Consider the following 19,387-nt stretch of genomic DNA (forward strand, 5'->3'; position numbering starts at 1 on the left):
AATTATGAACGGATATGTATATTTAGTTGGTGCAGGACCAGGTGATGAAGGGCTTATTACAAAGAAAGCGATAGATTGTTTAAAGCGTGCAGATATCGTTTTATATGACCGTTTATTAAACCCTACCTTTCTTCGCTATACAAAAGAAACATGTGAACTTATGTATTGCGGAAAAATGCCAAAGAATCATATTATGCGACAAGAAATGATTAACGCATACCTTCTTCAATTTGCAAAAGAGGGAAAAATTGTTATTCGATTAAAAGGCGGAGATCCATCTATTTTTGGCCGTGTTGGTGAAGAAGCAGAAACTTTAGCAGCAGCAAATATTCCATATGAAATTGTACCAGGCATTACATCTAGCATCGCCGCTAGTAGCTATGCAGGTATCCCCCTTACCCACCGTAACTACAGTAATAGCATTACTTTACTAACCGGACATGCAAAAGGTCCTTTAACCGATCATGGAAAATATAATTCATCTCACAATAGCGATACGATTGCCTACTACATGGGTATAAAAAACTTACCTACAATTTGTGAAAACTTACGACAAGCAGGAAAAAAAGAAGATACGCCAGTAGCAGTCATTGAATGGGGTACAACTGGTAAACAGCGCGTTGTTACAGGGACACTATCTACCATTGTCTCTATCGTCAAAAACGAAAATATTTCTAATCCTTCTATGACAATTGTTGGTGATGTCGTTTCCTTACGAGATCAAATCGCTTGGAAAGAACGTAAACCATTACATGGTAAAAAAGTTTTATTTACATCCGCAACAAATAAAACAAGTGTAATGAAGCAAAGGTTACAAGAAGCTGGTGCAGAAATATATCAAATTCCAACTTTCAAAAAGGAAGTATATACATTAACCCTTGAACAAATCAATGGAATTTTTAACGTTGATCGCCTTGTTTTTTGTTCAGCTGAAAGTGTAGAAATTTTGATGCAATCATGTAGTAAATACCAAAAAGATATTCGTTCCTTACAGGCAGAGCTGCAACACATGAACGTTGCCACTCAAAAAAAACTTATGCAGTATGGGCTACTAAGTAAACAAGCAGAGTTCTCTTCCAATACAACAGTTTATTTAGGACGAAATATTAACCGAATTGCTTTTATACAAGAAAAAATTGGTGCCGGTTCTTATATGATGACTCATGCGTATACTATTGATCATCGCTTCGATGAAGTCCATACTCGTATGCTTTCTGAATTCTCATGGGATAGCATTGTGTTTGAAGGGCGTGCCTCTATTGATTCATTTTTATCAGAAATAAAACGACTTGACTTTATCGATATTCTTACTCTCCCCTTCTCATATACCGACGTTCCAACTTTACACTATGCGAATAAAGTTGGTTTTCATCATGTAGATGAGCAATTACAAAACATGATTATGAAGAAAGACTTGGTGCTGCGATGAAAGGAATTGTATATGTTGGACACGGGAGTCGCCTGCAAGAAGGTAATGAACAATTCATTCACTTTATCCAATCTGTTATGAAAGAACGTAACGAAAGGATTCAAAAAATAGCTTTTCTAGAACTAACAACACCTACTATTTCGGATGCCGTTACAGAAACGATACTAGAGGGCGCAACTGAAATAATGATTGTACCTGTCTTATTATTTGCAGCAGCTCACTATAAACGTGATATTCCTTTTGAAATAGAGCAACTACAAAAGAAATATCCACAAATCAAATTTTCAGTTGTACCTCCTTTTAGTACGCATCCACATATGGTGGAACTTGTAGTAAAAAGAATACATGAAACGATGCCAATGCAAGGTAGTAGTATTTTACTCGTAGGACGAGGCAGTAGTGACCCACAACCGATACGTGAGTTACAACAAATTGGAGTAGCTGTCGAACAAAAACTCAGTATACCAGTATCGTGCTCCTTTTTAACGAAAGGAACGCCCTCTTTTACTGCTGAGCTAAAGACAATAACATCGACTGCCCCCCATGTATATGTCATGCCGTATCTTCTCTTTACCGGACTGTTGCTTCAAAAGATTAAGTTGCATACGAAAAAATACAATCACGTTACAACTTGTAACTGTCTTCAGTTTGATACATATATGAAGTTAACATTATTAGAACGAATGGAGGAATGTGTGTATGTATAACATGTACCCTCTTATGCTTAATTTAAATAAAAAAGTGGTCGTTATTATTGGTGGAGGTAAAATCGCATATCGAAAAGCATCTGGATTAAAAAATACAGGCGCTTTTGTCACCGTTATTAGCCCAGAAATTTGCGAGGAAATGAAAGAACTCCCTTATATTACTTGGAAGCAAAAAACTTTTAGTAATGATGATATTAAAGATGCTCACCTTATTTATGCAGCTACAAATCAACATGCTGTAAATCTGATGGTTAAAAACAGGCCGCCCACAATTTCCAGTGGGTTAACGTTGTAAGTGATGGTACAGAATCATCGTTTCACACACCTGGTGTCATACGAAATAATGAATATGTTGTAACGATTTCAACTTCAGGTAAAGATCCATCGTTTACGAAGCGTTTGAAGCAAGAACTAACATCTATATTTCCTAAACTTATAAAAAAGCTTTCTCTTACTCACAAATTATAATCTATTTCTTAGCTAAAATAGTAATTACCTTTGGACAAACGTTTTTTAGAAGCGTTTGTTCTTTTTATTTTGGTTTCTTTTTTGAATTAAGCCACTTGATTATCAGACATAGTACAATTGTAAACGACACCTAATATATCAAAGACTGTTTTCCTCTCATATCAATGGGATTTCCATCCATCATTTACCGCCTCAAATCCATTCGGTTTTAAACGTATATTCAAAACAAAATATATGACAAATAAATAACGACAGTTACTGTAATAATGCTGAAAAGTGTTGAAAATAAAACGATTTGTGCATGTAGTTCAGGCTCTATTTGATACTCCATAGCAATAGTTGATGTATTTCTTGAAGTAGGAAAAGAACTTGCAATAAATAATGATTGTGCAACAATTCCATCAATGTTTAAGAGGTAGATCATGGAAAGTGCTAATAATGGCCCCATCAGTAACCTTCCAATTAAAGACCATGTTATGACTCTATGGAAAAAATTAAGCTTAATGTTGGCTAATTGTGCTCCTAGCAATATGAGTGCTATGGCAACAAAACTATTCGCAAGCTGATTAAGAGGTAGAAAGATAGAATTAGGTATTTGAATTGTAAACGATTGAAAGAGAATCCCTAGTACGAGCGCATGAAATACAGGCAGTCTTATAAATGATTGAATAATACCTCCAATTGTTTTTGTTGCTGATAGTAAGTTATAAATCCCATATGAATAAGTTAAAAGGTTTTGGAAAATCACAATGAAAATCTGAATGGAAACCCCCACTGGATTGTGACTGAAAATCAATTGACTTACTGGTAATCCATAATTACCGGAATTCATTAACGAAATGCTATTTTTCAGAGCTGCACTTTCTCCTTTTTCTAACTTTAATATTTTTGAAATGAGATGACTTACTATGATCAGACTCAGACTATAAAGCATTAAATAGTATATTATCTGGAGCAACAAATCTATTTCTATACGAATATCATATATATTCACAAATACAGCCGCAGGCATCAAGCAATAAGTAATAAGTGTAGATAGTTGCTTTAAGTTAAATTGGAACTTCCTTTGTAAGATTGCACCAATTAGCATCAATATTAATATCGGTAATATTACGTCTAATATAATAAAAATAAACATGTAAAACCTCATTCTAAATATATTTTAGTTGGATTAAACGCTTTACTACATATGGACACATTTAATTCAAATGTAGACCCTGATGCTACCCAAAATACCATTTAAAAGCATTCGTATACAAGATGTTATCGGTAGCTTGTTCATCAAATAGCTGGTGAATCAATTTGATATCTCCATACTCAAAAGGTCTTTTCGCTCTTGTAGATGGTAAATCTGTTCCAAACATAAGTGCATCTGGGTTAACTTCATAAATCGACTTTAAGGCATTCTCAACATCTAATTCGACACGACCAAAACCAGTAGCTTTCACATGTACCCCTTTATCAACTAGTTTTAATAAATGTGGTAAACCTTCTTCTGATAACCCTAAATGGTCAATTGATATAGCTGGTAATTTTTCTATAGTGGATGCAATTTCGGGTAACTCTTTTGCATCCATATAAAGCTCACTATGCCATCCTACTAAATCATGAACTCTTCTAGCAAAGTAATCCAGCTTCGATAAATCTTCTGAACCACCTCTTTTAATATTAAATCGTAATGCTTTTATCCCATTTTCATTTAAATTTAGTATTTCTTCATCCGTCACTGTAAAAGGTAATTGTGTTACGCCACAAAATGTTGAACCCAACTGTTTTAGTGCCTTTAATAAATAGTCTTGATCAAACCCTTGGAAAGAACCAGATACGATCGCTCCACCAATTACATTCAAATTAGGAGTTTCATTCTGATAATCTTCTACAACAAAGTTGGGTGGAAAATATCCTTGGTTCTCAATGATCGGAAAATTAAAATCAATAATATGAAAATGTGCATCAAAAATTCTCATTTCATTTCCCTCCCCTCTCTTTTCTTTAACATATCAAACATGACTCATAAAGAAAATTATGGATTATTTATACAAATTCATAATTTTATCTTATCGACCTAAACTGTATTCTTTATTTTAAGTGTACTTTTTTACAATATCTATTAGCCTTACCAAAAAATCTGGCCCTAAAAAAGATAGCAATAAAACATGTCGAAGTCTATTACTAAAAGAACCATCCTAGATTACTTTAGGATGGTTCTTTTTCTTTATTAATGATTCTTTAACATCACTAACAGCTTTTCTTGACTATACATCCATACTGTAATAATTAAACAAGCAAGTGCGACTTCTGATAACGCCATAAATCCTATTGCATAATGACCTGTTAGTTGGAATAATAATGTTAAAATTAATGGCGGGAAGAACCCTCCTAGTCCGCCTAAAGCTGAAACGAGTCCGTTTACAATACCAGCTTGTTCAGAGAAGTACATTGGAACGAGTTTGAAGATTGTACCATTACCAATCCCCGCACAAAATGCAACTAACAAGCAACCAAATGTATACACATTCATACTAGGCATAAATGATAAAATAATACCTGAAAGTGTTAAACCGATAAATACAAAGATTAATATTTTAAATGGATTAAATTTGTCACCGAGCCATCCGCCAACCGGACGCATAATTGTTGCGAGTACAATAAACCCAGCTGTCCGCATACCTGCATCCACTTTTTCTAATCCGAAGTGAGATACTAAAAAGTTTGGTAAGTACACTGTAAATGCGACGAATGATCCGAAAGTTAAAAAGTAAAAGATACATAAAAACCAAAGTTTCTCATTTTTATATACACCTTTTATTTGTTCCATTAATGGTGTATTCACCTTTTTCTCCTTACGATCGCCTAATAAAAAGTTCATAAGTGCAAACGTTGCAAGTAAAACTAAATAACATTGTACTGTCGTTCTCCAGCCAACTGAAGTTGCGATAACAGGCGCTAAAAATGAAGTAATTGCTGTTCCAGCGTTACCGACACCGTAAATACCATTTACAAAACCGTGACTCTCTTTTGGAAAGTATTTTGGTAAAGAAGTTACTCCTACAGAGAATACAGCACCACCGATTCCTACAAATAATCCACCAATAATTAAATCCATCATAGAATTGGCAACACTAATATAAAAAACAGGAAATAATAATAGAATAAAACTAATAAAGAATAATTTTCTTGCTCCGAAACGATTTGTCCAATAGCCAATTGGAATGCGAAGAACAGAACCTAAAATAACGGGTACTGCTGTTACCATAGAAATTTGTCCCGCAGTTAATGGGATATCCACTTTAATATAGGGCATTAATGATGATAAAATAACCCATACCATAAAACCGATAATTAGATTAGAAGTTTGTAAACTTAATTGAAAATTAGGACTTTTCATCCTGTTCCCTCCTATGTATACGTAGTTATATTCATTCCCTCCATCCTAATCACGTTCTTACATGATTAGGATGAAAAGAATCAACCACCACTTACTGGCGGAATCATTGCTACGACATCGCCAGTTTGAATGATGTCATTCTCATTTGCATACTCTTCATTTATAGCGACCATAATCTCATTTGAAATCGCTACGTTGTATTTCTTAATGAGTACCTTCTTTAGTTCAGCAACTGTAATATTTTCACAATCGATGTGTAATGCTGGTTTGCTTACTTCTTCTTGTAAATGGGCAAATAATAGTACTTCAATCATATCCTCATCTCCTTTCCAGGTTCGCCATTCTCATATGCTACCTTCTCTAACTGATCACCAATCCAACATTCATCATCTTCCCAAAACTCTTTCTTCCAAATGGGAACGATTTGTTTTATACGCTCCATAATATATTCGTTCGCCTCATAGGCAGCTTTACGGTGTGGTGTAGAAACAGCGACGACAACAGCAAGATCAGAAATTTGTAAAGTACCAATGCGGTGTGTAATGGCGACAAATGTCCCAGGCCACTTCTCTCCTACTTCAGTGCCAATTCTCTCAAGCTGTTTTTCCGCCATTGTTATATAAGCTACATACTCTAAATAAAGCGTACGTCGACCTTTCGTAAATTCTCTAACAGTACCAATAAAAGTAGTAACCGCACCACACTCACGACGAATTACTTTGTTTGTCACTTCTTCAATTGAAATAGGTGTATCAATTACTTCATAATACGTATGTGGCATTTCGCACCTCTTATCTTTGTATAAATTAGCAACCTATTTTTCTATTATTTGTATGAACGAAGCGATTCTTTCCATGGCCATTCACTTCCGCTGGTTGATTCTAATAACAGTACCGAAACAGTAATTCCAGCTTTAAATCCTCTCGTTCCCCCTGGCAAAACGATAAATGCATTCGCTTCTGCAAGTGAAGAAATTGCACTAGATTTATCTAAACCAACTGGTGTCGCTTGCAATTTTCCATTTACAATTTCCACTTTTCCTCTCACAAAACGAGTGAATGGGTTTGCTTTTGGAAAGTCTTTTTGTAAAATTGCCTCTGCACGAAATACGTGCGAATCTTTTCTATGCAAGTATGTTCGAATGACTGGCCTAACATATAATTCACAACCGACATAACAAGCAGAAGGATTACCAGATAAACCAAATAATAGTTTTCCCTCTAACTCAGCTACAGTTGTCACACTTCCTGGTCGCATCGCAATTTTATTGAAAAGTACATTAGCTTGTAATCTCTCATAAATAGCAGGTAAATAGTCATAGTCTCCTACCGAAACGCCACCAGTTGTAATTAAAATATCGACTTCTTTTATCGCTTTTTTTACAGTGTTATAGCACGTCTCAAAATTGTCAGCGAATTGTCCATAATACTGTACAACTCCGCCTGCTCGTTCAATTTGAGCAGCTATCATATAGGAGTTACTATTTCGAATCTTCCCTGGCTTTAATTTTTCATGTACTTCAAGCAGTTCGCTACCCGTCGTTACAATTCCAATAACCGGCTGTTTTACAACGTGTACGGAACTATAACCAAACGTAGCAAGAAGTGCTGCTACTCCAGGATTAATAACAGTCCCTTTTTTCACCAGAATGCTATTTTGTTTTACATCTTCTCCTTTAAAAGAAATGTTATCCCCAGCAACAAAGGAGCGTTTCAATTTCATATAAGTCTTTTCGTTTTCTTCAAATTCTTCCGTTAGCTCCAACATGACTACTGCATTACACCCCGCAGGAATTGCCGCACCTGTCATAATACGGACAGCTTGAAATGGTTCCACTCCTTCTGTAAAAACAAAACCTGCTCCAATTTCGCCAATCACTTCAAACTGAATGGGATTACTGTTACTAGCTTCTTTTGTGTCTTCCGCTCGAATCGCAAATCCGTCGTACGGAGAGCGATCAAAATGCGGAACATCATGATCTGCAATAACATCTTCTCCAAGCGTTCTACCGTAGCTTTCTATAAGAGAAACCTTTTCTATTTCACCTTGGTAGGCATATTTCATTACACGCTCAACCGCTTCTGCTACTGGAATTGGTATACGTTTATCTAACATTCTTTTTCACCTCGTTTTAATAAGGAGAAACGCTCTCTGTTCATCCTATATATTTTGCGTATAATCGTTTTGCTATTTTCACATCATTTGTCCCATGAATAAATGCCCTACCGTCTGTAAATAAAACGAAACGATATTCATCAATTAGAAATGATAGTAAGTACGGCGTTTTTTGGACATGTACAATTTTTTGTAATCTTTTTTGGATTTCGTTTAAATTTAGAACTCTCTTTATTCCTGGACGGATTTGAACTGTATTCCGTCCGCATAGCACCTCCGTTTTCACCTGTGATTCAAATGTTAAACTTGGATACGTACGAGTATTTCCACACGATGGACATGTATTTTTCTTCTGTCTATTTACTTTTAACGAGAGATATTGATTGTTCCAAATATCAAATGATAACATCGTTCCTCTTAGCGACTCATAATCATCCACCAATATTTTCATCGCCTCTGTAACTTGATGCGTAACAACCATCTGTACAGTTGGCTGAATGATTCCGGCTGTATCGCATGTGGCACCGCCCATAGGATGATCCATCAAACAGCGAAAACATGGTGTTTTTCCTGGCAGAACTGTATACGTTACACCGTAACTTCCAACGCATCCACCGTATATCCAAGGTATATTTTCTTTTTGTGAAATATCATTTATAAGTAGGCGCGTATCGAAGTTGTCAGTGGCATCTATAATGAGATCCACTTCTTTTGTTAACTCTTCTATTTCTTGCATTGTGACATCCATTACAACTGGTACAATTTCCACTTCAGAATTAATCTTTCTTACATGTCCTGCTGCTGCAATTGCTTTTGGTTTGCATTGCTTTGCATCTTCTTCTGTATATAACTGTTGCCGCTGTAAATTACTCCATTCGACATAGTCACGATCGGCAATTGTCAATTTCCCAATTCCCATCCTAGCGAGTGCTTCTGCATTCGCAGCCCCTAGTGCACCTGCACCAATTAAGAGCACATGTTTCTTTCTTATTTTCCTTTGTCCCATTTCACCAATTCTAGAAAACAACACTTGCCTTGAATATCGCTCTTGCATAAGGAATCCTCCTTTCGCTATCCACCAATGTAAGACATTTCAACTTTTTGACGTTTATTTGTACTTTCCGCCGTTCTTTCATCTGAATATCGATCTGTTCTATATCGCCATGTATGTTGGAGAATTTTTAGTAGTGAGGCATCCGAAATATTTTCTCTAAGAAGCGTTCGCAAATCCGTTCCTTTCGTTCCAAATAGACACGTAAAAAACTTACCGTCTGCCGAAATACGAGCTCTCGTACAAGAAGAACAAAATGACTCAGATACTGAAGTAATAAATCCAACTTCTGCATCGCTCCCTACATATCGATACAATTTCGCAACTTCTCCAAAATAACGAGGCGTAACAGGTTCAATCGGATATACGCGATTAATCTTCTCTATTAATTGTTCCTTCGTAATCACTTGTTCAAAATTCCATCCGTTCGTACTGCCCACATCCATAAACTCAATGAAACGAAGCTGAATTTCTTGTTCTTTAAAATAACGAGCCATATGAAGAATTTGACTATCATTCATTCCTTTTTTTACAACCATATTTACCTTTACTTCTAATCCAATAGCCTTTGCTGCTTCTATTCCTTTCAGTACAGGTTTTGTACTTACATTTCTTCCGTTAATTGTTTGGAAGACGTGATCCTCTATCGCATCTAAACTAATATTTACACGTTTTAATCCTGCTTCTTTTAGCGTCTTAGCTTGTTTTGCTAAATGAATTCCGTTTGTTGTGAGCCCAATGTCTTTTAAGCCTTCTAGTTTTGTAAGCCTTGCGATTAACTGAGATAAGTCTTTACGCAATAACGGTTCACCGCCAGTAAGCCTAATTTTTTCAACTCCCATACTTATAAATAACCTAGCTAGTCTCTCTATTTCATCAAAAGATAATAAAAACTCTTCCTGTAAAAAAGCGTAATCTGCTCCGAACACTTCAGCAGGCATACAGTATGTGCACCTAAAATTACAACGATCAATAACTGAAATACGTAAATCTTGAAGTGGCCGTTCTAAAGAATCTTTCATTTTCTCGTGCATCTATATCCCTTCTTTTCTGCTGCAACGCTTAGTAAGCTTTCGTTTTTTTATTTGCCTTCATTATAAAAAAGAAGCGACATATTCAATGTGACTTTTCTCACATTCCTTTCCCCATTCAAAAATTCTTCACAAATCCGTTCGCATTTTGTTCACATCTTCAGTCCCTACTCCTTACGGTCATTGAAATTTTACATCAATTTTGAAATAGCTCTTGCATTTTCAGCATACTTACACTCAAAATAGGAAATGTATTGCTTATAAGAAGAAAGGTGATTGCTGTGACAAACAGTATGAAATTATCTCAAGATTTAAAGGAATTACTTGCATCTGTTGAATATAAAATGCAGATAAAAAAAGGTAGTTTTATTTTTCAAGAAGGTATGGAGGCAACCGAACTCTATATTATCCATTCAGGAAAAGTACAAATTAGTAAACTTAGTGCTGACGGACAAGAATTAACACTTCGAATTTGTTCGGAATATGACATTATTGGAGAATTAACATTGTTCACGGATAATGCAAAATATTTATTAAACTCAAAATGTCTTGAAGATGTTGAAGTAGGTGTAATAAAGCGTGAAGCGTTAGAAAAAGCATTACTCCAAAAACCCGCTCTTGTATTTGAATTTATGAAATGGATTAGTGAACATTTAAGAAGAATGCAAACGAAGTTCCGAGATTTAGTATTACACGGCAAAAAAGGTGCCCTGTATTCTACTCTCATTCGAATGACAAATAGTTACGGTGTATTAAAAGAAAATGGCATTCTCATCGATTTACCGTTAACGAATCAAGAACTAGCTAATTTCTGTGCAACTTCACGTGAAAGCGTAAATCGAATGTTAAATGAATTAAAAAAGCAAGGTACAATTTCTATTCATAAAGGAAAGATTACCATTCACGATTTACAATTTTTAAAATGTGAAATTGCTTGTGAAGATTGCTCTGCGTCTGTTTGTAGCATTGATTAACTTATACTTATAAAGAAAGCCGAGGTCTCCAATTAGATCTCGGCTTTCCTTATAAGTTACTAAACATATAAAACAAAATTATTTTTTCAATTCATTTGGAATACGTCTTCTGTAAATTACATAGCTACGGCTTATATATTTAATTGGGGCACTAAATACATGTACAAGTCTAGTAAATGGCCATACTGCGAAAAGCCCCATTCCCGCAAGAATATGAATTTTAAACCATACAGGTACTTCCGTCATATAATCAACTTTCGGTTGAAAAACGAAGAGGCTTCGGAACCATGGACCGATCGTTGTACGATAATCAAATCCTTTTGAGTCGATATTTAAAAACGTTGAAGAAAGTCCTGCTAGCATTACGATCAGTAATAAAATAAGCGCAATATAATCCCCCTTCGTACTCGTTGCAATGATACGTTTTACTGTTACGCGGCGGTACGTTAATATAATTAAACCGATGATTGCAGCAACACCTGCCGGAAGACCAAAACTAATTGCTACTACATGATACATATGCTCAGAAATACCTATGGAACGGTATACAGCTTCTGGAATTAAAATCCCCATAACATGACCGCCAATTACAAACATAATCCCAAAGTGGAATAATAGACTTCCGATTCGGAGCATTTTCTTTTCTAATAGTTCACTAGATTTTGATGTCCAACCAAATTGATCATAGTTGTATCTGAAAATATGTCCACCGATAAAGATTGCAAAAATGATATAGGGAAACAATACCCATAGAAATTGATCCATCATTTTGACAACTCTCCTTTCTAATTTGTCTGTATACCCCATGTATCGATAGCAAGTAAAACAGCCGAAAGAATTGGTTCATACATACTATCTGCTTCTTTTAACTGAACGTGTAATGCTTGTATATTCTCCTTGTATTTACTCATAATTGGTTCACTGTCTTGTTCATTTGCATTTGCAAAAAACTCTAGTAATAGCGGTAAATAATCAGATAGTTCTTTATCTGTTACTTCAAAACCAGATTTTTTATAATGCTGTTTTAACTCTAGTAATTCAATACCTCTTTCCCTTTGTTCACCGGTGTTCATATACGTTAAATACATATTTGTCTTCTTACCGAAATCAAATGTATATACGTAACTATCAATAAGTTGATCGTTCGTTTTATCCAGTGCTTGTTTTATAAATGCTGTAAGTGAAGTTTTAACTTCTTCCTGTTCAATCGCTTCAATCTCTTCTTGCAATTCAGCTAAAGCTTCTCTCCACCCGAGTTCCGGGTAGGAGAGAAGGAATGAAGAACAAGAAAAAGCAGTTTGTAGACTTTGTTTCATATTTTTCCGCCCCCATTATTTAAGAAATTGTCATGCAAGAGCCTGGACCACCTGCAAATGATAAACCACAGCTTCCTTGTTCATTATATAAATCTGCAACTTGTTCGCGGTGAGACGTCGGGATAACAAAACGATCTTTATATTTTGCGATAGCAAGAAGACGATACATATCTTCTACATCCTGTTTCGTTAAACCGAGTTCTTTTAATACCGCTTCATTTGGTTCTTTATTAATTTGCAGTGCTCTCATATGAGTTCGCATAACAGCCATTTTTTTCAATGTAAGTCGAATATGTGATTCATCTCCTGCAGTGAGTAGATTCGCTAAATATTGAATTGGAATACGCATATTATCGATAGCAGGGAAAATCTCTTCTGCTTGCCAGTTACTACCTTTCCCTTCCACCATATTCATAATTGGGCTAAGCGGTGGGATATACCAAACCATTGGCATTGTACGATACTCCGGATGAAGAGGTAGAGCAATTTTCCAATCAATAATCATTTTATAGATTGGTGACTGTTGTGCCGCTTTAATCCATTCTTCAGGAATGCCTTGTTTTTTCGCTTCAGCTGCTACTTCTGGATCATTTGGATCTAAGAAAACAGTAAGCTGAGATTCATATAAATCTTTTTCATTCTCAACAGAAGCCGCTTCTTTTACTTTGTCAGCGTCATATAGCATTACCCCAATATATCTGATACGTCCTACACATGTTTCTGAACAAATTGTTGGCATACCAGCTTCAATACGTGGGAAACACATTGTACATTTTTCCGCTTTATTCGTTTGCCAGTTAAAGTACACTTTTTTATATGGGCAAGACGATACGCAAAATCTCCATGCACGACATGCATTTTGATCTACAAGAACAATCCCATCTTCTTCCCGTTTATACATCGCACCAGATGGACAAGACGATACGCAAGATGGATTCATACAATGTTCGCATATGCGTGGTAAATACATCATAAAGACATTTTCAAAATCGGTTGTAATTTCTTCTTCCATTTTCTTTACGTTCGGATCTTGTAAACCCGTTATATGTCCACCAGCTAAATCATCTTCCCAGTTTGGACCCCATTCAATTTTGTCGATAAATTCACCTGTAATTGCTGATTTCGGACGAGCAACTGGCTGATGCTTACGCTGCGGACTATTTGTTAATGTTTCATAATCATAGTTCCACGGTTCAAAGTAATCATCAATTGTTGGTTGATCTGGATTGTGGAAAATATTCATAAGGCGCTTCATTTTCGAACCGGATTTCAGTTGAATTTCACCATTTTTTAATTCCCAGCCGCCTTTATATTTCTCTTGATCTTCCCATTGTTTTGGATAACCAATACCTGGTTTCGTTTCTACATTATTGAAGTACATATATTCAGCACCTGGACGATTTGTCCAGGTGTTTTTGCACGTTACGCTACAAGTATGGCAGCCGATGCATTTATCTAGGTTCATTACCATTCCGACTTGTGCTTTAATCTTCAAGCCAATCTACCTCCTTCAGTTTGCGAATTACAACGTTTAAATCGCGCTGGTTCCCAGTTGGACCATAATAGTTAAATCCATAACTTAATTGACCGTATCCACCAATCATATGTGTTGGTTTCACGTGAATACGAGTTGGACTATTATGTGTTCCCCCGCGGTTACTTGTTAATTTCGTACCAGGTACGTTAATGTGACGATCTTGCGCATGGTGCATAAACGCCATTCCTCTCGGTATACGGTGCGTTACAACAGCACGTGCTACAACAACACCGTTACGGTTAAAGCACTCGATCCAATCATTATCCGCAACACCAGCTTCTTCAGCATCTTCTTTATTCATCCAAACGGTTGGACCACCTCTAAATAGCGTTAACATCGGTAATGAATCAAAGTACATACTATGAATGGACCACTTATTATGCGGCGTTAAATAGTTTAATGTAATTTCTTTTCCTTCTACTTCAGGTCGTGATTTACGGAACGGTTTATGTTGCAGAATTGGTTTAAATGTTGCCATCGTTTCACCAAATTCTTTCATCATGTCATGATCTAAATAGAAAGATTGTCGTCCAGTGATTGTTCTCCAAGGGATGAGACGTTCCACATTTGTTGTAAACGGTGAGTAACGACGTCCACCTTTTTCTGAACCTGTAAAGGCCGGAGAAGTAATTACTGTTTTTGGTTGTGCTGTAATTTGTTCAAATGTGAAGCATTCTTCTTCACGTTCTTCTGCTAAATCACGTAGTTTTAAATCCGTTTGTTTTTCAAGTGCTTCCCATGCTTTTACAGCCATATGACCGTTTGTTGTAGAAGAAAGCGTTAATACCGCTTCAGCAGCATTGATTGCTTCTTTTATGTCTGGACAACCTTTCGCAATAGAATCTGTTTGAACAACTCCTAATCGGCTCTTTAATTGCTCATACTCTTTTTCTGCCGACCAAGAAATTCCTTTCGTACCAATCGGTTGTTTCCCGGTATTTGGTCCAAGTGCCGTCATTTTGTCATAAATCGTTTTATAATCCCTTTCGACAACATGAATTTGTGGCATCGTTTTACCTGGTATTGGTTCACACTCACCTTTGCTCCAATCTTTAATCTTACCAAGTGGTTGTGCTAATTCTTGCGGTGTATCGTGAAGAAGTGGTGTTGCAACAACTTCTTTCATTGGTTCAAGATCAATTTTCTCTGCTAAATCTGACACAGCTTTAGAAAGTGAAGTGAAAATATCCCAGTCAGAGCGTGCTTCCCACGGTGAACCGATTGCTGGATTAAACGGATGAACAAATGGATGCATATCTGTACTGCTTAAATCATGCTTTTCATACCAAGTTGAAGCCGGTAAGACGATATCAGAATAAAGTGCTGTTCCAGCCATACGGAAATCTAAATTAATGAGTAAATCTAACTTCCCTTCTGGCGCTTCTTCATGCCACTTAATTTCTTCTGGTCGTAATGAATCACTATCATCATTCATTAATCCGTTCGTTGTACCTAATAAATGTTTTAAGAAATATTCGTGTCCTTTACCAGAACTTGAAATTAAGTTTGCACGCCAAACGAATAAGTTGCGCGGGAAGTTATTTTTATTATCTGGATCTTCAATCGCAAATTTCAGTTCTTTTTCTTTTAGTTTTTGTGCAACGTATTTTCCGATTTCTTCTTGCGTTGTTGCACCAGCAGCAACAGCTTCTTTATATAGTTCAATTCCATTTTTCTCAAATGTCGGATAAGAAGGTAACCAACCAAGTCGTGCCGCTAAAACGTTGTAATCACCGTGATGTTGATAACGAGAGTTGCCTTCGACTGGTGATGCTAAATGTCCAACTGGTGTATCTTCATAGCGCCATTGATCTGTTACGAAATAGAAGAAAGATGTACCATTTTGTAATTTTGGTGGCCCTTGCCAATCTTTTGCCATCGCGATTGTTTGCCACCCTTCTGCTGGTCGTAATTTTTCTTGCCCAACGTAATGCGCCCAGCCACCGCCGTTTACACCTTGTGCCCCAACGAGAAGTACAAGATTTAAAACGGCGCGATAAATCGTATCAGAGTTAAACCAATGGTTAATACCAGCTCCGACAATAATCATTGAGCGACCGTTCGTATCAACAGCATTTTGTGCAAACTCACGAGCGATTTGAATGATTAGATCTCGTTTTACTCCTGTCATTTTCTCTTGCCATGCAGGTGTAAACGGCACGTCATCATTGAAGTCTTTCGGCTCTTGTCCACCAAGCCCTCGGTTCACACCGTAATTTGCTAACGTTAAGTCATATACAGTAGTAACGAACACTTCGCCCTCTTCTGTCATAACCTTTTTCACTGGAATTGTACGTTCTAATACTTTGTTTCCATCATCAGAGAAGTACGGGATTTGTACAGTTCCAACATGATCTTCCATTCCAAGTACAGAAAGACGTGGATCAATCTTTTCGCCTGTTTCTTCATCTTCTAAACGTAAATTCCATTTCTTTTCGTTATCCCAACGTGACCCCATTGTGCCATGAGGTGTTGCAAAATCATTCGTGTTCTCGTTCCAAAGTACAGGTTTCCATTCTCCTAACTTTGTTTCGCGTCCAATATCAGAAGCATTTAAGAATCGATCCGCAACGAATTGGTCTCCTTTTTGTTTCAATGTAACGAAGAAAGGAAAATCAGTATATTGCTTCGCATACTTTGTGAAGTACTCCACTTGATTATCTACGTAAAATTCTTGTAAGATTACGTGCCCCATTGCCATCGCAAGTGCACCGTCTGTACCTTGTTTCACACTAATCCAATCATCTGCAAACTTTGTTGACTCAGCGAAATCAGGACTGACAGAAACGACTTTCGTTCCTTTATATCGAACCTCTGCTAAAAAGTGAGCATCTGGTGTTCTTGTCATCGGTACATTTGAACCCCATGTCATAATGTAACCAGAGTTATACCAGTCACTACTTTCTGGTACATCTGTTTGATCACCCCAAATTTGCGGAGAAGCTGGTGGTAAATCTGCGTACCAATCATAGAAACTAAGCATCGGTCCACCCATAAGTTGCATAAAGCGGCTACCTGCAGCATGACTTAACATCGACATAGCTGGAATTGGTGAAAAACCAACATTTCGGTCTGGACCGTATTTCATTACTGTGTATAATAATGAAGCAGAAACGAGTTGTAACACTTCATCCCAATTTGCACGAACGAATCCCCCTTTACCACGTGCCTGCTTATACTTGCGTGCTTTTTCAGGGTTTTCCACAATACTTTTCCAAGCATCTAATGGTGACTCATTATTTTGTAATTCCTCTTGCCACATACTCCAAAGAACACCACGTACATACGGATATTTCACACGAAGTGGACTATAAATGTACCAAGAAAAACTCGCTCCACGTGGACATCCTCGTGGTTCAAAGTCAGGCATATCTGGACCTGTTGTTGGATAGTTAAGCTCCTGTCCTTCCCAAGTTACAATTCCATCTTTCACATAAATGTTCCAACTACATGAACCAGTACAGTTCACACCATGTGTAGAACGAATTACTTTATCGTGCTGCCAACGCTTTCTGTACACATTTTCCCATTCGCGATCTTCATATGTTTCTTGAGTATGATTATCGTTATATCGATCTATTGGTGAAAAATATTTTAAACGTCTCATTAGTGCTGAAGGTTTCTTCTTCATACTGTTCACTCCTTTAATACGTCTCTCTTACATACCCTTACTATAAGAGAGGTTGTAAAATACAGATGTGACATTTCGCACAGTTCAAGAGATTGTCACAAATTCCGGAAAAAATATAAAAAAGTGAAAATCTAATCATTGTGGAGGGCTCACATCCTTCACTGACTGTTAAATTACTTCCTTGCTTCTAGCAAAGGTTAAGATGAAGTACAGATATGCAAAAAATTTCTTATATAATAGAGGAAGTAATTTGGGAGTAGTTAAATTTGATATGCCTAAATCGTTAGATGAATTAACAAATGAAAATATAATACTTTAAATCCACCATACCAAGGGTAACTATCCTGAAAATAGTTGAACAAAAAACGCCAGGAAATCTATATGAATTGTCAGCAACTTGGATTGAATAAAGAGAAGAATACACCAGAATGGCAGGATTTTAAGATAATAATAAAAGGAGGATATTATGATATTAGAACCGCTTTATGCAGAAAACATTATAGTAGCCGTCATATATAAAAATGAGTTTAGATGGTATGTAACAGATAAAGAACTATGGTTTTTAGATTATAATAAATTAGATAATGCATATAAAAATTTAGGTGTAAGCATTGAAGATAATGATGAAACGGAAGAAAGAAATGGAATAAAAGTATTAGATCATGAAAATGTAGAAGTATTTTTAGTAAGGATTAATCAATATAAAACAACTAAAGAAGAATTAAATTATTTACTACTTAAAAATATTAAAAGGAAGAATGCAGGAGAAGATCTATTAGATTATAGTCCAGTCTTATTAATTAACTTTGATAATAAAATACTATATTCAATGTTTCCAGAACCGGCCTCATATGAAAACTATGTACCAAAAGATTGGAGTGGTACATATGAAGATTTCACTGAATTCATACCTACATCAGAGAAATATTGGATAGATAAGTTTAATAATAATCTACTTTTACTATAATTTAAGTAAGACAAGAGTAATGATAGTATAAGAATTTATTACCTTAATAGAGCTTATGAGATTAATAGAGAAGTAAATAGTGTCACTAAGGCCAGAAATAAAGGAGTAAAATAGTCATGAAATATCCATATAGTTTTGAAGTACTTAACAGTAGTGATTTAGTTATGAGACTTCCTCAAGAAATTAAACTTGTTGAAACTTTTTTAGGAATTGAAGTTGCAGCTTTTGGAGATTGGATTTTAGAAGAAATACATAGTGTTTTAAACGGAGAAAAAAATTATGTAGTAGTGAATGGCAACATTTGCGGTTTAGAAATCCGGAACGACACAACTACTGTGTTAGACAATTTAGCCGAAGATGGGAAAGGAGAATATTGTGAGATTGAAACAATGGAATTGGTAGAATTGATTCATATTTGGTTAAATAAACGAAAAGAATATAAAAAAGATAAAAAATAAAGGAGTGTATTAATTTAAATAGATGGCCTCTTCATGTGAAGCCGACTTTATTTTATTCATATACATTTTAATCACAAGGCGTATTAATATATGTTCCAAACTTTACGCGTAGGGTTTCCTACGCTATTTATTTTGCTCATTGAGGTCAATCTTTCCTGTCCTTCCCCTCTTCTACTTTTACCGATGATACTATTCTATATCAAAACGTATTTCACATAAAACGAGAAATCATTATTTACCATATTGCCCTTAGTTACGGAAACAATTATACTAGATGTAATCAGAATAAATAATCTGAATATTCTTAGAATTAAA

17 protein-coding genes and 1 pseudogene are annotated in these 19,387 nt (G+C 36.0%); 6 read left to right on the forward strand and 12 right to left on the reverse strand.

All coding sequences use genetic code 11. The features are described 5' to 3' along the window. Positions 1 to 4 precede the first annotated feature (4 nt). The 3 genes and pseudogenes from FH036_RS06210 to FH036_RS06220 all read left to right on the forward strand — a co-directional run bounded on the left by FH036_RS06210 (position 5) and on the right by FH036_RS06220 (position 2,604). Complete coding sequence (locus FH036_RS06210; RefSeq protein ID WP_044792583.1) at positions 5 to 1,429, forward strand: uroporphyrin-III C-methyltransferase; 1,425 nt, start codon at positions 5 to 7, stop codon at positions 1,427 to 1,429. After that, a complete protein-coding gene (locus FH036_RS06215; RefSeq protein WP_139895519.1) occupies positions 1,426 to 2,136 on the forward strand; it encodes a sirohydrochlorin chelatase in 711 nt (236 codons plus the stop codon). The genes FH036_RS06210 and FH036_RS06215 overlap by 4 nt, the downstream gene beginning before the upstream one ends. Beyond that, positions 2,129 to 2,604 (forward strand): annotated as a pseudogene (locus tag FH036_RS06220) (precorrin-2 dehydrogenase). The gene FH036_RS06215 and the pseudogene FH036_RS06220 overlap by 8 nt, the downstream one beginning before the upstream one ends. A gap of 220 nt (positions 2,605 to 2,824) precedes the next feature. Here FH036_RS06220 and FH036_RS06225 read toward each other — a convergent pair. The 8 genes from FH036_RS06225 to moaA form a co-directional block, all read right to left on the reverse strand. Continuing rightward, entirely contained in the window at positions 2,825 to 3,742 is a 918-nt protein-coding gene (locus FH036_RS06225; RefSeq protein WP_139895520.1) for an AEC family transporter, read from the reverse strand. A gap of 85 nt (positions 3,743 to 3,827) precedes the next feature. Further along, entirely contained in the window at positions 3,828 to 4,571 is a 744-nt protein-coding gene (locus FH036_RS06230) for an amidohydrolase family protein (protein WP_001217840.1), read from the reverse strand. A 251-nt stretch (positions 4,572 to 4,822) separates the two neighbouring features. Continuing rightward, on the reverse strand, positions 4,823 to 5,992 hold the full coding sequence (narK, locus tag FH036_RS06235; protein ID WP_000841853.1) for a nitrate transporter NarK: 1,170 nt from the start codon (positions 5,990 to 5,992) through the stop codon (positions 4,823 to 4,825). Between the two features lie 80 nt (positions 5,993 to 6,072). Continuing rightward, a complete protein-coding gene (moaD, locus tag FH036_RS06240) occupies positions 6,073 to 6,306 on the reverse strand; it encodes a molybdopterin converting factor subunit 1 (RefSeq protein ID WP_000573672.1) in 234 nt (77 codons plus the stop codon). Next, positions 6,303 to 6,773 (reverse strand): molybdenum cofactor biosynthesis protein MoaE, encoded by a 471-nt coding sequence (locus tag FH036_RS06245; protein WP_139895521.1) that lies wholly within the window; start codon positions 6,771 to 6,773, stop codon positions 6,303 to 6,305. Before FH036_RS06245 ends, moaD begins: the two co-directional genes overlap by 4 nt. 44 nt (positions 6,774 to 6,817) lie before the next feature. Continuing rightward, a complete protein-coding gene (locus FH036_RS06250) occupies positions 6,818 to 8,107 on the reverse strand; it encodes a molybdopterin molybdotransferase MoeA (protein WP_000884823.1) in 1,290 nt (429 codons plus the stop codon). A 40-nt stretch (positions 8,108 to 8,147) separates the two neighbouring features. Further along, positions 8,148 to 9,161, reverse strand: a complete 1,014-nt coding sequence (locus FH036_RS06255) for a molybdopterin-synthase adenylyltransferase MoeB (protein ID WP_044792591.1) — start codon at positions 9,159 to 9,161, stop codon at positions 8,148 to 8,150. Between the two features lie 17 nt (positions 9,162 to 9,178). Beyond that, a complete protein-coding gene (gene moaA / locus FH036_RS06260) occupies positions 9,179 to 10,192 on the reverse strand; it encodes a GTP 3',8-cyclase MoaA (RefSeq protein WP_138322101.1) in 1,014 nt (337 codons plus the stop codon). 278 nt (positions 10,193 to 10,470) lie between these two features. Between moaA and FH036_RS06265 the strand changes: the two genes are divergently transcribed. Beyond that, entirely contained in the window at positions 10,471 to 11,163 is a 693-nt protein-coding gene (locus FH036_RS06265) for a Crp/Fnr family transcriptional regulator (RefSeq protein ID WP_000185188.1), read from the forward strand. A gap of 78 nt (positions 11,164 to 11,241) precedes the next feature. Here FH036_RS06265 and narI read toward each other — a convergent pair whose 3' ends face one another. From narI to FH036_RS06285, 4 genes are read right to left on the reverse strand one after another with little or no spacing between them, the layout of a single operon-like run. Continuing rightward, the gene (gene narI, locus FH036_RS06270; protein ID WP_044792594.1) at positions 11,242 to 11,931 is read right to left on the reverse strand and encodes a respiratory nitrate reductase subunit gamma; all 690 of its coding nucleotides are present in this window, start codon (positions 11,929 to 11,931) and stop codon (positions 11,242 to 11,244) included. Positions 11,932 to 11,948: 17 nt separating this feature from the next. Next, positions 11,949 to 12,479 carry a nitrate reductase molybdenum cofactor assembly chaperone gene (narJ, locus tag FH036_RS06275; protein ID WP_044792595.1) on the reverse strand — a complete coding sequence of 177 codons (531 nt, stop codon included), beginning with the start codon at positions 12,477 to 12,479 and terminating at the stop codon, positions 11,949 to 11,951. Positions 12,480 to 12,498: 19 nt separating this feature from the next. Then, on the reverse strand, positions 12,499 to 13,974 hold the full coding sequence (gene narH / locus FH036_RS06280; protein WP_138322103.1) for a nitrate reductase subunit beta: 1,476 nt from the start codon (positions 13,972 to 13,974) through the stop codon (positions 12,499 to 12,501). Beyond that, complete coding sequence (locus FH036_RS06285; RefSeq protein WP_139895522.1) at positions 13,964 to 17,647, reverse strand: nitrate reductase subunit alpha; 3,684 nt, start codon at positions 17,645 to 17,647, stop codon at positions 13,964 to 13,966. The genes narH and FH036_RS06285 overlap by 11 nt, the downstream gene beginning before the upstream one ends. 466 nt (positions 17,648 to 18,113) lie before the next feature. Here FH036_RS06285 and FH036_RS06290 point away from each other — a divergent pair, with 466 nt between their 5' ends. Together FH036_RS06290 and FH036_RS06295 are read left to right on the forward strand one after the other, a co-directional pair. Then, positions 18,114 to 18,614 (forward strand): hypothetical protein, encoded by a 501-nt coding sequence (locus FH036_RS06290; RefSeq protein ID WP_098229120.1) that lies wholly within the window; start codon positions 18,114 to 18,116, stop codon positions 18,612 to 18,614. Positions 18,615 to 18,730: 116 nt separating this feature from the next. Next, positions 18,731 to 19,072 (forward strand): hypothetical protein, encoded by a 342-nt coding sequence (locus FH036_RS06295; protein WP_097852806.1) that lies wholly within the window; start codon positions 18,731 to 18,733, stop codon positions 19,070 to 19,072. Positions 19,073 to 19,387 lie beyond the last annotated feature (315 nt).

Source organism: Bacillus sp. CD3-5, assembly GCF_006349665.1.
Classification (GTDB): Bacteria; Bacillota; Bacilli; order Bacillales; family Bacillaceae_G; genus Bacillus_A; species Bacillus_A paranthracis.